Annotated in this window: 19 protein-coding genes and 2 pseudogenes; 13 read left to right on the top strand and 8 right to left on the bottom strand. The window is 45.4% G+C overall.

Features of this window, described 5'->3' with window-relative positions; genetic code table 11:
- Positions 1-247: 247 nt before the first annotated feature.
- From JCM16161_RS02390 to JCM16161_RS02380, 3 genes are read right to left on the bottom strand one after another with little or no spacing between them, the layout of a single operon-like run.
- The gene (locus tag JCM16161_RS02390) at positions 248-601 is read right to left on the bottom strand and encodes a hypothetical protein (RefSeq protein ID WP_054854860.1); all 354 of its coding nucleotides are present in this window, start codon (positions 599-601) and stop codon (positions 248-250) included.
- Positions 598-975: a hypothetical protein gene (locus JCM16161_RS02385; RefSeq protein ID WP_054854859.1), complete on the bottom strand. Its 378-nt coding sequence runs from the start codon at positions 973-975 to the stop codon at positions 598-600. The genes JCM16161_RS02390 and JCM16161_RS02385 overlap by 4 nt, the downstream gene beginning before the upstream one ends.
- Complete coding sequence (locus tag JCM16161_RS02380) at positions 972-1340, bottom strand: hypothetical protein (protein ID WP_054854858.1); 369 nt, start codon at positions 1338-1340, stop codon at positions 972-974. Before JCM16161_RS02380 ends, JCM16161_RS02385 begins: the two co-directional genes overlap by 4 nt.
- A 77-nt stretch (positions 1341-1417) precedes the next feature.
- Between JCM16161_RS02380 and JCM16161_RS14295 the strand changes: the two genes are divergently transcribed.
- Together JCM16161_RS14295 and JCM16161_RS02375 are read left to right on the top strand one after the other, a co-directional pair.
- Positions 1418-1672, top strand: coding sequence for a hypothetical protein (locus JCM16161_RS14295; RefSeq protein ID WP_243668666.1), 255 nt, complete (start codon positions 1418-1420; stop codon positions 1670-1672).
- Between the two features lie 192 nt (positions 1673-1864).
- A complete protein-coding gene (locus JCM16161_RS02375; protein ID WP_243668664.1) occupies positions 1865-2215 on the top strand; it encodes a cysteine hydrolase in 351 nt (116 codons plus the stop codon).
- Positions 2216-2251: 36 nt separating this feature from the next.
- On the opposite strand, the gene JCM16161_RS02370 is transcribed toward JCM16161_RS02375, so the two are convergent.
- The 3 genes from JCM16161_RS02370 to JCM16161_RS02360 are packed head-to-tail and all read right to left on the bottom strand — an operon-like array spanning position 2252 to position 4825.
- Complete coding sequence (locus JCM16161_RS02370) at positions 2252-3610, bottom strand: aspartate aminotransferase family protein (RefSeq protein ID WP_054854857.1); 1359 nt, start codon at positions 3608-3610, stop codon at positions 2252-2254.
- 50 nt (positions 3611-3660) lie between these two features.
- A complete protein-coding gene (locus tag JCM16161_RS02365; RefSeq protein WP_243668662.1) occupies positions 3661-4050 on the bottom strand; it encodes a hypothetical protein in 390 nt (129 codons plus the stop codon).
- Between the two features lie 49 nt (positions 4051-4099).
- Positions 4100-4825, bottom strand: a complete 726-nt coding sequence (locus tag JCM16161_RS02360; RefSeq protein ID WP_054854856.1) for a hypothetical protein — start codon at positions 4823-4825, stop codon at positions 4100-4102.
- A gap of 57 nt (positions 4826-4882) precedes the next feature.
- Between JCM16161_RS02360 and JCM16161_RS02355 the strand changes: the two genes are divergently transcribed.
- From JCM16161_RS02355 to sfsA, 11 genes and pseudogenes are all read left to right on the top strand, one after another.
- Positions 4883-5644 carry a glucose 1-dehydrogenase gene (locus tag JCM16161_RS02355; RefSeq protein WP_054854855.1) on the top strand — a complete coding sequence of 254 codons (762 nt, stop codon included), beginning with the start codon at positions 4883-4885 and terminating at the stop codon, positions 5642-5644.
- A gap of 43 nt (positions 5645-5687) precedes the next feature.
- Complete coding sequence (locus tag JCM16161_RS14290) at positions 5688-5831, top strand: hypothetical protein (RefSeq protein WP_243668660.1); 144 nt, start codon at positions 5688-5690, stop codon at positions 5829-5831.
- Positions 5815-6183 carry an anion permease gene (locus JCM16161_RS14285; RefSeq protein WP_243668658.1) on the top strand — a complete coding sequence of 123 codons (369 nt, stop codon included), beginning with the start codon at positions 5815-5817 and terminating at the stop codon, positions 6181-6183. Before JCM16161_RS14290 ends, JCM16161_RS14285 begins: the two co-directional genes overlap by 17 nt.
- Before the next feature lie 44 nt (positions 6184-6227).
- Complete coding sequence (locus JCM16161_RS02350; protein ID WP_243668656.1) at positions 6228-7388, top strand: anion permease; 1161 nt, start codon at positions 6228-6230, stop codon at positions 7386-7388.
- Between the two features lie 91 nt (positions 7389-7479).
- Positions 7480-7818: a DUF3834 domain-containing protein gene (locus tag JCM16161_RS14280; RefSeq protein WP_243668653.1), complete on the top strand. Its 339-nt coding sequence runs from the start codon at positions 7480-7482 to the stop codon at positions 7816-7818.
- Positions 7779-8114 (top strand): DUF3834 domain-containing protein, encoded by a 336-nt coding sequence (locus JCM16161_RS14275; RefSeq protein ID WP_243668715.1) that lies wholly within the window; start codon positions 7779-7781, stop codon positions 8112-8114. The genes JCM16161_RS14280 and JCM16161_RS14275 overlap by 40 nt, the downstream gene beginning before the upstream one ends.
- Positions 8115-8142: 28 nt before the next feature.
- Positions 8143-8331 (top strand): hypothetical protein, encoded by a 189-nt coding sequence (locus tag JCM16161_RS14270; protein WP_243668652.1) that lies wholly within the window; start codon positions 8143-8145, stop codon positions 8329-8331.
- A gap of 4 nt (positions 8332-8335) precedes the next feature.
- Positions 8336-9211 (top strand): MFS transporter, encoded by an 876-nt coding sequence (locus tag JCM16161_RS02340; RefSeq protein WP_243668650.1) that lies wholly within the window; start codon positions 8336-8338, stop codon positions 9209-9211.
- A 391-nt stretch (positions 9212-9602) separates the two neighbouring features.
- Positions 9603-11182, top strand: a pseudogene (locus JCM16161_RS14265) (DUF2079 domain-containing protein).
- 62 nt (positions 11183-11244) lie between these two features.
- Positions 11245-11493 (top strand): hypothetical protein, encoded by a 249-nt coding sequence (locus JCM16161_RS02325; protein WP_243668648.1) that lies wholly within the window; start codon positions 11245-11247, stop codon positions 11491-11493.
- Positions 11494-11524: 31 nt separating this feature from the next.
- Positions 11525-12334, top strand: coding sequence for a DNA/RNA nuclease SfsA (gene sfsA / locus JCM16161_RS02320; protein ID WP_243668645.1), 810 nt, complete (start codon positions 11525-11527; stop codon positions 12332-12334).
- On the opposite strand, the pseudogene gatD reads toward sfsA, so the two are convergent.
- A pseudogene (gatD, locus tag JCM16161_RS02315) lies at positions 12275-13602 on the bottom strand (Glu-tRNA(Gln) amidotransferase subunit GatD). The gene sfsA and the pseudogene gatD sit on opposite strands and share 60 nt — an antisense overlap.
- 118 nt (positions 13603-13720) lie before the next feature.
- Positions 13721-14296, bottom strand: a complete 576-nt coding sequence (locus tag JCM16161_RS02310; protein WP_054854851.1) for a hypothetical protein — start codon at positions 14294-14296, stop codon at positions 13721-13723.
- Positions 14297-14392: the final 96 nt, after the last annotated feature.

Here is a 14392-nt window from a genome sequence, read left to right as displayed (position 1 = left end):
GATCTCGAAATAATCGCCGCTGGGCCTCAGCCCAGCCTCGTAGCCGGCCCTCTTGAGCCTCTCCTGAATCCTCATGGCATCGTTGTAGTCCTTACGTTGCACCTTAAGCTCGACCGATCCGCCATTACTCACACAAACGGTCATTTTAACACCATCAACTACCTCGATTGATGACTTGCCCAAGTGCTTGGCTCCATGCCCGCCAGCTCGATTAGTCGCCTAGGCTTCTCGGCATCCGGCAATTGGGCTAAGTCCTCAACCAAAGTCTTAATCGCCGAGTCGCCAAGCATTTTCCTAGCCAGCTCAATGGCTTTTGAGGATCTAATTGCGTAGCTATAGTATGCCCTTTATCACGGTCCATCCCGAACCCAAGGCTCTTCAGCTTCTCGATTATGCCACTCCATAGCTCTAGCTTTGAATAACCCATGTAGAGCCTAACCCTCTTCCTCTTGGCATTTACATCGCCATCGCTGAGCACTGCGTACAGCGTGAACGTTGGGAATTCCCCATCGCCGAGCTTGCTCGTTTCCTCGGCTACCTCAAGCTTATTCTTAAACACGCCCCTATGGTCAACAGCCTTTAATTGCCACTTAATGTTCACATTATCATTGAGCCTAAGCCATGTATACGCACGCTATTCTTCCCAGGCCAAGCAATTAGCCATGCAATGGCTTGCCAGAGCTGGTGGGTGCCCATCTCTGGGTAGCCCTTCTTGTCAATTGAGCCGTCTGTCAATAGTAGCCCGCACTGCATAGCCCTAAGCCTATTGCCACTGAAGAGCTTGGGCACAACCACATGGATACCCTTAAGGCCGGTGAACGAAATTTGTATTGTTAAGCTTTCCACTTTAGCGACCCTATTTACCACAATTGCCAAGTGTTTCGTGTACAGGTGCGCCATGAAGCTCTTATCCTTATCGAGCGGTTCACCGCTAATGACCACCCTCGCCCCATTACTCCTTAATTTCTCAATCAACTCCTCGAGTCTGATTTGTAAGTCTTGAGCCACTTCTTGTGTGCCCTCTTGGCTAGCCTCAGCATTGCCCTGCCTACGTCGAGTATCGCCCTCCTAAGGTTGGTTGTATTTTCATTATTGCCTTCCTTGACCTTAGTCTCGATCATCCGCAACAAATTGCTTAGTGCATTGATTGGCTCATCAAACGGCGTTGCCGAATCGCTAAGCAGCACATCTCTATGCCTCTCGACCCTGTTAATGAACTCGTTGATTAGCCTCATGGTTTCCTCAACGACCCTCGGGTCATCAACTTCCTCAACACACCTTAGCCTCCTCGAGCCATTAACCTTGACTCCCCAGCAGATCTTTAAGCCGTTGGGAGCCATGGAGACATCATTGATTGGTTCCCAACCAAACTAATAAATCACTGCCGGGGAGGTGCTGAACTGGCTTAGGCACTTGATTGAAAGGTGTCGATAAGGCCGGTGCAGTTCGTGTACATCGTGGAGAGAGCCCTAAGCAAGGCAATGAGGCATATGGTCAAGCTGTCGATGGTCGGCGATCGAGCCAGCAAGGCCGTGGAACCACAGACCACGCACGGCAGACGGCGACAAGGCAATCACGTACTCAATCGAGGAGGGAAGCAATGAGGACGGCACCAAGCCCAAGGCACGCGTTAGGGAAGAACCACCCAACGAATGCCCATTCAAAGACATAACCGCCTGAAGAAACAAGCGCCTTAAAACAAACATGTTAAAACCACGCACCTCCTCAAATCTCGTTCCCCAAACCCCAGGCACCGAAGAACAAAAATCAATACGATGACAAATGGCGATACAATAAGTCGAAGCCTTCAAAGCCTCTCTAGCGCTTCAAGATCGTTAAACGGAACCACCAACGTATACTTAATGTGCTCGGGAGGCAGTCCAAGGCTCTCGGGACCCTCAAACGGTGGATTAACACCTACGTGAAGCCCAACGACATAGTCATCAACAAGAATACCTGGTCACTCTTCGTGGGAACAAACGTAGAGCTACTGCTCAGGAACTCGGGGAGGTACACCGTGGTATTCACGGGCATCGCCACAGACATTGGTGTTGAGACGAGCGCCAGGCATGCCTACGCCCTGGGCTTCATACCAGTAATAATATCCGACGCCGTATCATCATACGACAAGGAAGCCCACGAGAGATCCCTCGCCAACATGAGGAAGTTCTTCCCAGTAATAACAGCCGATGAACTAGCTAAATACTGGTCGTGATACTGCCTTGGCCTATTTAAATGAAATTGAAAATTATTATTTACGTATTATCTCACTTAGCAAGTTTTTCATTTCCTCTATTAGCGTGTTTGCGTGGTCTCTCGTGTGTATCATTGATGGTAGTAGGTGGGGCATGTGCTCCGTCATGTATAGTATGCCCCTGGTCCTCATGTACAGGTGCATTAGGTGGTATAGGTTCTCGTCAACCCTATCTACATAGGCCATCCTAACATTTATTGGCTTATTCCTCGTGAAGTGTATGCCGAGCATGCTACCGATACCCGTAGCCCAGCAGAGTCTGCCGTGCTCTTCGCATGCCTTATTAATTTCTCCGCGCACCCAATTCCATAGGTTGTTGAATTCCTCGTATAATGACCTGTGCTGGCTGAGGTAGTTAATTAGTGTGTAGCCTGCCGTGAGGGTTATCTTATTGCCTGTGAATGTACCGCCGTGAAAGCTCCTGGACCTTGCGCTTGGCCTCTTTACCTGGTCGAGCAGCTCCATGATCTCCGACCTAGAGGCAATTGCGCCGGCGCCTGGGTAGCCACCGCCGACTATCTTGCCCAGGGTCACTATGTCAGCCTTAACATTAAATAATTCCTGACCACCACCAGGAGCGAGCCTGAACCCCGTAATAACCTCATCAAATATGAGTAGGGCGCCATACCTATCCACCAACTCCCTAACACCCTTTAGGTAACCCGGCTGCGGCTCTATGCAACCACCTGAGCCTAGTACTGGCTCCATAATCACCGCGGCAACGTCAAAGCCCTTTAAAGCCCTCTCAAGTGCGTCTAGGTCGTTGAATGGTACCACGAGTGTGTACTTAATGTGCTCGGGAGGCAGTCCAAGGCTCTCGGGACCCTCAAACGGTGGATTAACACCGACATGCAGGCCATCATAGCCACCATGCCATCCACCCTCCATCTTAATCACGTACCTACGCCCAGTGTATGCCCTGGCGAGCCTAACAGCGTACATATTAGCCTCCGTACCACTGTTGGAGAACCTAACCATATCTACATTGGGTATAACCTTAGTCAGTAATTCTGCGTACTCGACCTCCAGGGTGTTTGGATAGCCTGGGTGCGTGCCTCCGTAGGCAGCATCATTAACTGCCTTAACAACGAAGTCAGGTGAATGACCGAGTATGTGCGTTCCATGACCCATCCAGTAATCCACGTACTCATTACCATCAACATCCCAAACCCTGACCCCGCTGGCCCTAGTTATGTAGACTGGGTATGGTGCAAAATACCTGATCTGATACGTGGTCCCTCCAGGCAAAACCCTCCTAGCCCTCTCGAATAACTCCCTTGATTTACCCGTCCTATTCACGTAAATCCTCGTGTACTTATCAATCAACTCCTGAACCCTATTACTAAGACTGCTCATTAATTAATTCGTGTATGACTCGGTTATTAAGTGTTGTTATGGCAACCTTGTTAGGAAGCGTGAACATTAATTAAGTGAAGCAGCGCATCGACGAGCCTCACCGACTTATAACCGCACTTCACGCACACGAAGTACCTCCTCCTATGGAATGAATTCCTTGAGTACGACTCAACCCTAACAACTAGCCACTGCCCATACTCCTTAGTCCTGACTATATGCTCATTAAAGCCGCTGAAGTGCTGTATGAAGCCTAGCTTTACCTGGTCCGTGTGTGGCGTCACGTAGAGCCTAAACTCCTTGCTCGTGAATGGGCACCTAATCACACCACTTAGGAATGTCTTCTTACTACTCCTGGCCACATACACGACTAAATCCGCGTACTTACCCTTAATCTCAGCGCTCCTCCTAAGGCCCAGGATCTCCGCCTGCTCGCTCGTCACGGCTACATACCCATTAAAATGGGGCTTTAAGCATTACTTTATGGGGAAATCACTGAATCGCTCCGTACCTCCTCATCACGCCCAATATTTCATTAACGTATTTAATGACGTGATCCCTAACCCTAGGCATTAGGTTAATGAATGGACTGCCCAGCCTATCAGAATCTCTTGCCTGGGACAGTATTATTAGGGATGATGGGGATCTAATGTCGACCTTAACAACTACGTCCTCACCAACCCTAACCCTGACGATCCCCGTTACCTTACCCTCGGTATAGGTTATGACCTCAATAATACCGCCCTCTATGGGCTCCGCCACCAGGTTTAGTGTTACGTTATTACCACTGTGCGTTACGTAGATTCTATCACCACCTGTAAGGCTGATACTCACCTTACCGAGTCTCACGGAGTCGAGGATCCTCCTCCACCCATCGCCGATGAGTTTGAGGTACTCATCATGATTATTGAGCCTTTTCACCAAGTATTGAACTGGGTCTCCTGTTTCGATATTTCTCTTATTAATATTAATGTTCACCTCACGCCCAATACTAATGATAAGTTCGTCAAGTATATCGAGAAGTTCGCTAAGGTAATCCCTATTGCTATTAATTATTTGCTTAGCTTCATCACTATTAATCTCCAGTAACCTCTCCTCATAACTACCGTCTGGCCCAATACCTATTATGAATACGTACTTATCACTTATTGAAACCTTAGCGTTACTTAATAATCTACCTCCAACATTAACTGAGTTAAGCGGTGCTAGGAACTCCATTTATTATTACATGGTTGATTTAATCCTTATAAGCACTTGGGCAATGCCCATGTTCGTATGGGCGAGTTTAGCAATAAGGTGGTTCTGGTCACGGGTGGTACCCGAGGCATTGGTAGGGCTATTGCTGAGGCATTCCTGAGGGAGGGCGCTAGGGTTGCCGTGACATACGCCAGGAGTGATGATAAGGCCAGGGAACTCGAGAGGATGGGTATATTGGCTATTAAGTGCGATGTGGCTAATAGGGATGAGGTTAGGAGAACTGCGGAAATCGTTAGTAATAGGCTTGGTGACGTTAATGTACTCATAAACAACGCTGGCGTTATGTACCTAATGCCGTTTGAGTCCTATAATGAGGAGTTGTTTGATAGGATGATGGGCGTCAACGTCAAGGGCATCATATACATGACCCTTGAATTCCTGCCGCAGTTAAAGAGGACGAAGGGTGTTATAATAAACATAGCATCAAACGCGGGTATAGGCACGGCCTTCGAGGGTACGACGTACTACGCAATAACGAAGGCTGCCGTGATAATACTCACGAAGCGTATGGCATTTGAGCTTGGGAGGTACGGTATTAGGGTTAACGCGGTTGCGCCTGGCTGGGTTGAGACGGACATGACCACGGCTAATAGGACTCCGGAGGAGGTTGAGAAGACGAAGGCCCTGGTTAGGTCTAGGACGATGCTGAACACGACAGGCGTGCCCGAGGACATAGCCAACGTAGTGCTCTTCCTAGCCAGTGACAGGGCTAGGTACATCACTGGGCAGACAATCGTGGCTGATGGCGGCAGAATTGACTATCTAACCCACGGAATTTGATAAACCCACTGCTTAAATCCTCCCTTAATCATTCCTTAAATTAATGATAGGTCTCTCATTTATGGAGTATTACGTATTAGCAATACTCGTTCTAGCAATAACACTATTATTGATACGCATTGTTAGGTATGATGTTGTCGGTCTCATAGTCATGGTCCTACTAATCATCGGTGGCATCATCAGCTGAGAAGGCCCTAGCATTCATTGGTTCTACCACAGTTGTGGTTCTTGGCAGTGTCATGGTGATTAGTAAGGCCCTGGAGGAGTCAGGGTTTCTCGATAAGCTAGCCGAGGAACTGGATAAGGTGTTTGGGAATGAGTATGCGCTCCTGGTTATAGTTATGTTGATAGTTTCGTTACTATCAGGTTTCATGAGCGATGTGGCGTTGGTCTCGATATTCATACCGTTCATGTACGCTATGTCGAGGAGCCACAACAAGAAGTTGTCCAAGTACTTACTACCCCTCTCCTATGCCGCGATCATTGGTGGTAGGTACACAATATTAGGTACACAATATTTGGTACAAGCACGAATTTAATAATTGACCAGCTTTGGTATGAGAGGTTTGGTAGGTATTTGCCTGTGTTTCAATTTCTAAGTATAGGCTTGGTAATAGTCTTTACGAGCATACCCACACTACTACTCATATACCTATTACTGCCAAATAGGGAGAGTGTGGTCACGAGTGTTGATGATTTAAAGATTGGCGAATACGTAGTGGAGGCCCAGGTTAGTGAGGATTGTGAATTAATTGGTAAGACTAGGCGTGAGGTTGAGAGGGAGTATGGCGTTAAGATAAGGTCAATATTACCGAGAAGGCTCTCCAGGTCAGGTAGAATTCATAGCGGGGCAACATTAATAATGGAGGTACCCGTGGATAAGTTACCAATAATATCATCAATAAAGGGATTAACCCTAGCACCCCAGTCCGCGCAGATTGAGGGTAAGGAGGTTATCGAGGCGTTAATAACGAGCGCATCAACCCTCATTAACTATACGATATCAGATCTAGACGTGCTGAATAAGTACGGCGTTAGGATCGTGGGGATCTCTGCAGGGGATAGGAGAATATACGGTAGAATTTCACATGTGGTGCTCAGACCTGGCGATGCGCTTCTCCTAATAGGTAGTGAGGAGAGTATCGCGAGGTTCATGAGTGATTACGGCTTGGTACCGCTCAGGACTAGGGGTGCTAAGCTCTTTGATGTTAAGAAGGGTGTGGTATCAATTGCCGTATTAGCAGGGGCAACAATAGCGTCATTGATGGGGGTAAACATTGCCCTGGCATTTCTCACGGGGGTAATTGCGCTCATGCTTAGTGGCGCGGTTAATTACAGGAGGATTTACCAATACATTGATTGGTCAGTCCTCATATTCATAGCCTCATTCCTATCCCTGGGCTATGCAATGAGCAGCAGTGGATTGTCAACAGTAATAGCTGGTATACTCCCTAAATCGCTTATTGTCTTATTCCTGATAACTGCGCTTATTGCGAACTTCGTAAATAATGTAAGCGCAGCAACAATAATGACGCCCATAGCCCTCACATACCCAAACCCATTGTTAGCCGTAACTGTGGTCGCCATGGCCTCGACGACCACATTCCTAACACCCTTCAGTCATCCAGCAAACCTCCTCGTTTATAATCCAGGGAACTACAGACCAAGGGATTACCTAACAATGGGCGCACTGCTACTAACCTTAGTATTAGTAATAACGCTATTATTCGCCCATGCACTTTAAACGGAATTCATAATTAGGGTTAGGTAAGGAATAATGAAATTAGAACCTGCGGGTAGGTTTTATAAATTAGATATCTTCTCCGATATCGATTATGAAAATCGTGACTGCGCCAGGCCCGGTCTCATACCCACTAATACTAGCTACTAGGGAATACAGGGACCTCGACTTAGTCTTCGGTAAGGGTGGTGATGAACCTGGCGCATACGCAATTGCTGACTCATTAACGTCGCTAATAAGGAGTGGTTTAAGGATTGATGTGGTGACGGTTAAGCAATTAATGTTTGTGTATCCTGAATTGAGGGGTCCTAGGATCGCCGTTTGGAGACGTGGTAGCGCAGCTGATGTGCTTATTAAGGCATTGTTGGATAGGGTTGGCTTAAGGCTGAACTTATCTATGCCGATGACTGGCCCTCAGTTCTTAACCTCCTAAATACGGGCAGTGCCCAAAGCGCTGTTCTTAATCTTGGGGTTCTTGAGCATGTTGGTGAATTTCTGGAAGACCTCGTTGGTGCACCTGGTGCATGTGGTGCTCAAATTAATGGTAATCCGCAGTACTTCATCGATGTTTATAAGGCTGGAATTGAAATAGCCAGAAGGAACCTTAGCGATGCTATTGATTATGTGGCTAATAAACTACCGATTAGGTTGCCGAGGGATTTCATAAGGAACATACTTACTAGGGTGAGGTATGGTATTTATAGCCAGGTGATTATAGGGAGTTCGTAGAGATCGTTAAAAGGTACGGTGGTGGGAAATGACGAGGGGGCAATACCTGAGTTTAGTACAGGCGATATCAATAATAGTGCCGCTCACTATAGCCATTAGGGCATCAAACAACATGCTAATGACGACGATACCACTGATTGCCAGGTACAACTTCCACTTTAGTAATACGCTGGTTGGCGTCTTATCAGCTAACCTCATTAATGACCTTCCTGAGTAGTGGAATGTTAAATTCAAGGTTGAGGGCATGTCGTAGGAAGACCGTCTTCATAGCGTCGTCAGCTCTTTACGCCATTGTATTTCCACTATTTTGGTTGTCATCACCACTCACAATATGGATACTATCTGCCGTGGCTGGTTTCGTCTTAGGCTTTCTAATGCCCAATGTAATAACATCGGCAAGTCTATTACCGGACAGGAGGGCCAGGGAGAGGTTGCTCAACATATATACGTTGTCCCTAAGCATTAGCTTAATCCTGGGCCCAGCCATTGAGTCATTGATACTGAAGTACTACGGGCTTAGGGAGTCCTTCCTATTCTTCACGGTATTTCCAATACTGGCCCTTACAATAGCCCCATTCGTTAGATTCCCTGAGGAGAGCGCTGAGGATATCGCCGCAGTGAGCACATCTACGGTAATATCAAACCCAGGCTTCATAGCGGCGGTCCTAAATATAGCCACTTACAACGTTGTCTTCTCCTTCTTAATGGCATTCGGCGGCATCTACGCCAGGGACTCCTTTGGCATCAGTTATTCAATGGTTGAGATACTCTTCTCACTATTCTTCGTTACATCTTTCCTGGGCAGATTATACCTATCAATTAGGCCTGCGGAGAGGTTGTGGCCGTACATGGCCAGTGCCGTGACCATGACCGTGGCCGGCATATTACTGATTGTGCTTACGAATAATCCATTGATTTACGCCGTGGCTTTACTAATACTGGGTATACCACACGGTACCACTTACCCTCTCTCCGTGGTATCCATATCGAGGGCCTTTAAGCCGCAGTATAGGAATGCCGCAAATAGCCTATTCTTCTCGTTCATGATGCTCATTGGCATAATAACACCGACAATAACGGGCTACATAGCGACATAATAGGAATTAGGAATACATTCATTGTGCTAATACCACCAGTAATAGTGGCGTTGGTTCTCCTTAGGAGGTACGTTAAATCAGTTGATAAACCCCATGAATAGCGGGAAGCCTTATTTGATGCGTTAAGCTTAAGTATTTCATTCAGTTTTACTTTATCGTGAAATTGAACAATAAAGCCCACGCATTAATGAGCGCATTTTTAATAATACCCTTCTATCTAGTTTGGATTCTAGGATACCTTAATGTCGTATCATTAGGCATTTATCTATTTCTTGAGAAGATATTCTCAATAGCATTTATCATAGGCATAACAATAGCGCTAGGACCAATTATGTACAAAATAATTAGGTTGGCACGCATTGATGCGTATTTTCTATCCGTAATCCTCATAATGACTATATTCATAGCATTGGGTTTGTCATTATCATATATTAAATACCTGACGTATAATGCTACTGCTTGGGATTTGGGTATCTTTGAGCAGGCCTTGTTTAGTGCTGCCTTTTATCATAGGCTCCTTTACTACACCGTTGAGCTCTACGCAAACCCAAGCGGAAGCTTCCTAGGAACACACTTCTCACCAATACTCTTCACACTAACACCAATATACTATTTAAGTCCACACGCAATAACATTACTAGTGTTGCAAGCAGTCCTACTTTACATACCTGTTATTCCACTATACATTATGGTCATGCAATTAACTCGCGATAGAGGTGTTGCATTCGTAACTTCATTAATATATTTACTTAGTCCGGGCATAGCCAGTCCTCTTTACTTTGATTTCCATGTTGAGGTCTTCATACCGTTACTCTATGTCATTACAGTATTGTTAATACTAATGAGGAGGTGGACGCTAGCCATGATATCGATGGCGCTGTTTCTCACGATTATTGAGTATACGCCAATAATAGCCTTAACAATGATTATACCAATAATATGCATGCTCATTAAAAATAGGGAATTGAGTAAGTACGTAGTGCACGTGGCTCTAATGGGCATAATAGTTATTCTATACGCAATAATGGTGCCAAACATAATGGGCGTATTAAATCCGCATAAAGCATCATTGGCTACTTACAATCCATCCACCATAGCGGGTTATTCTGGGAATCCTATTGGCTTTATTCAGTACGCATGAAGTATTGGGTATTTGTTAAGCAGTCGATAATCACAAATATTCAGCAGAAGATTATGTACTACGTAATACTTGGGGCGCCACTATTCTCATCATTACTATCACCACTATGGTTACTGCCTGCCATGCCATACGCAGCATTCTCATTCCTATCAACGTACACCCCCTACTATTCACTGGGTCTTCAATACACGATGTACGTAGTGCCTCAATTATTTGTAGCGCATGTAATGGGTATTAATCGTATTAAGCAATTTAAGAGATATGTTAAGTATGTATTAACTTCATCATTAATCATTAGTATATTATTATTCATATTATATAATCCATTAAGTCCCATTGCCTCACAAAACTTATACGTATTTATATGGCATCTTAATTCGGTGAGGGTTAAGACAATTAATTCAATCATTAAGTTAATACCTAATAATGCATCCGTATTAACAACTAACAGCATTTTCCCTCATATTGCGAATAGAATTGATGCGTATGTATTTCCAATGTCGATACCTAATTATAATGGGTATGTACTTAATATGAACGTAACATATATATTAATGTCAATTAGCAGTAGAGGTTCTATGGCTGGATTATTAAAGGCCGAAGCTCAGGGTTATGGATTGCTAGCTGCCGCTGATGGTTTTTACTTATTTGAAAAGAATTATTATGGGAAACCTATTATGTATGAACCAGTTATTAACTACACAATACCCGCAGGTGAGTTTCAGCTATGGTCTGAAACATTTACTGAGGCTATTAATTATGCTCAGGCACAATATATTATTGGCCAAGGGGTTACTCCGGGACTTTCTGGGTTGGGCCGTTTTACTTAACGTTATTGCCAGGTATTTATAATGTGACTGCCTATTTCATGATTACGAGACCTTGCAATGGCGTGGTAGGTATATTTCAAGCAACCAACATGGTTGGTTCACGTATATACGCATCAACACCAATAGTTTGTTCATACTTTAAAAGACCTAATGAGTGGGTTGGCGTAACATTAACGTTGATTGTGAACGATTCCTCTGAGGACCCAATAATTCTAAGGTGCATAAATATGACGGGGATAACCGGCGTATATTTTAGTGGCGTTGTTATTAATCAGATAGGTCAATATGAGTTAAAAAAATTAATGAGTTAAAAGTTCATCAAAATGCCAATTAAGTGATTAAATGAGTGAATACATAATTAAGAAGCCGGATGCTGAGGGAGTCTTCGTTAGGAGGTTAAATAGATTTGTCGGTATTGGCATTGTTAACGGTAAGGAGGAGTTCATACATATTCATGACCCTGGTAGATTGATGGAGCTATTGAGACCTGGCACGAGGTTCTTTGCGTATTCGAAGTCCACGGGCAAGACCAGGTTTTACCTGGTGGCTGTCGACCTAGGTGATGAATTGGTTCTGGTTAATTCCGCGATACATAACGACATCGCAGCCTGGCTGATTAATAATGGGTACGTATTGAATGGTTATGAGGTTATTAGGAAGGAACCCGGCTTCGGCAATGGTAGGTTTGACCTATTACTTAAATCGCCCAGTGGTGGTTACGCCTTTGTCGAGGTTAAGGGCGTAACCCTTGAGGAAAATGAAATCGCTAAATTCCCAGATGCACCCACGTCACGAGGTGCAAGGCACATGCTTGAATTGGCTAGGGCTGCGGAGCTTGGTTACGAGGCCTACGTATTATTTCTAGTCTTCAGATCCAAGGCGAAGTTATTCATGCCCAATGCATCGCTTGATCCCAAGTTCGCGGAATCCCTTAAGTATGCCCTTAATCATGGAGTTAAGGCGCTGGCCTACAAACTAATGCTTACAAGAGATTGGGCAATAATCCAGTGGGCCGACTTGAAATTAGGATTGAGTAAGGTCAGCGAGGGTGATTTCAATCATTGGTCATCCACCGAAGTATTCATCATGAGGTCACTTCCTGGGCAATTCGGGACCCAGTATGTACGTGCCCACATCACTCCTTGGGTTTAGTTCACCAGCTATTGGCGTTAGCATTAACCTCCTTACCTCATTCATATCCCTGGTCTGCCCTAATACCCAGGAGAGTTTCACGAAGGCGACCTCCGGTATCATGTCCTCCGCGGGTATAACACCAAGCTTAAGTAACTCCACGCCCCTCCTATAGACATTCAGGTTGACCCTACCAAATATTGTCTGGCTCGTGATCACCACAGGTATGCCACTGTCGATAGCCCTCCTTATTGGATCGAGCAGCTCCTCCCTAACGTGGCCGAATCCCGTGCCCTCAATAACAATGCCGTGATAGCCCCTGTCAATTAGGAAGTGCAGTATCTCAGGGTCCATGCCTGGGTAGAACTTGATTAGGGCTGTCTTATCATCAAACTTATTCATTAATATGGTATCCTCCACCTTAGACCTGGAGATGTAGTTGTTTGTGTTTAGTATTATTTCGAGTTTATTAATGTCTACGTAGCCACGGGCCTATCATTAATACTAATGAATGTGTCCCTCCTGGACGTATGCATCTTCCTAACCCTAGTCCCCCTATGGACTGCTATTAACCCGTCATTGGTCGATGCGTGCATCACCACGTAGGACCCAGCAAATGGCGCCCTGGCGCCAACGAGTACCGCAGCCAACATATTTTCGAAGGCGTCACTGGACGGCCTATCACTACTCCTCTGTGAGCCAACAAGGGCTATTGGGCCTGGGGGGTTCCTGATGGCGAAGGATAATGCAGCGGCTGTGTAATGCATGGTGTCCGTGCCGTGAAGCACGACAACCCCTGAAACACCGTCGAGGAATGCCCTGTAAGCAGCCTCAGCAATTTCGGCCCACCTTCCCGGCGTCATGTCCTCACTAAATATGGCCATTAGGTTTAGGAGCTCGATATCCGCTATGCCCCTGACCTCTGGGTACATGGCGTATAGGTCCTCAAGGCTAAAGCTCGGGTACACAGCGCCAGTCCTGTAATCCACCTTAGACATTATTGTGCCGCCAGTGGCCACGAGCCTAACCCTAGGCAAGCCCGTGGACTCAGCCTTAACGAACTGGCCAATAGGTATGGACACCGCGCCCTTCGACTCAACATGGCCCTCAACATCCACCTTCTCAATATTACTAACGTGAATACCCACGTTATAGCCATTATCAAGCTTCAAAATCAATACATTAGGATCACCAACACCAGGCCTAGGCAATACCACGCCATCCAATGTCGTCCCATCCCTAAGGTGAATACGTATTAAGTCAAATTCCTTAATGCCCCACCTATTCATTAATTCACTTAGCACAAGTATCGTGTGTACCTCTGCATTATAAGCGTTAACTAAACAACTAAAGTACAAACCTCTTGGAATTTTTAATTTTTAATCTCTGCAATTACAATTTAATCCTTCATACAGGTAATGACAGACCCAGGGCTAGGTCAACCACGGCAGCAATCGTCAGGTACATTAACCACCAACCACCTATAAACTGCCACAGAGAAACTAACCTGCTTAATGTTGGTGAATTAAGGAACCTCGCTGGTGCCTCAGTGGCATAAACAAGGATTAATATTATAAATAATACCATTACGGGATAATCATGTACGTAACCAAACACAAAAGCGCCAAGTATGCTTAGTACGAGAAATCCCAGCGCCATGAAGGCATCAGGGAGATTACTCGAACCAATATACCTTTTCCAACCAAGGGCAAACCAGTGAACTCCGTATGCCGTAAATGCGACACCAGCCATATAAAATACTGACGGTAGTTCCCTATACACAGAAATAGAAATAGTAATTAATATGTAAATACCAGTCAAGAACTGCATGAAACCCGGCATCCAAAGGCCCCATATTGCTAGGGTCTTATTAGTTGGTTCATCAGTGCTTTTGGGATAGAACAAGCCCATACCACCATATATTAAGTAACCAATACCTAAGCCAAAGAACCCCACAGCAACTGGCGGTAGTATACTTGCCACGGTGTTTACGATTTTAACAGCATTTATATACTTTTCTGAGCAAATACAAACTAATGAATGCAAATATAGTCATTTTAAATATCCTACGAATGAAAT

This window comes from Vulcanisaeta sp. JCM 16161 (assembly GCF_001316285.1).
The sequence above is the reverse complement of the archived record's forward strand: the minus strand, read 5'-3'. Positions and strand labels throughout refer to the sequence as shown.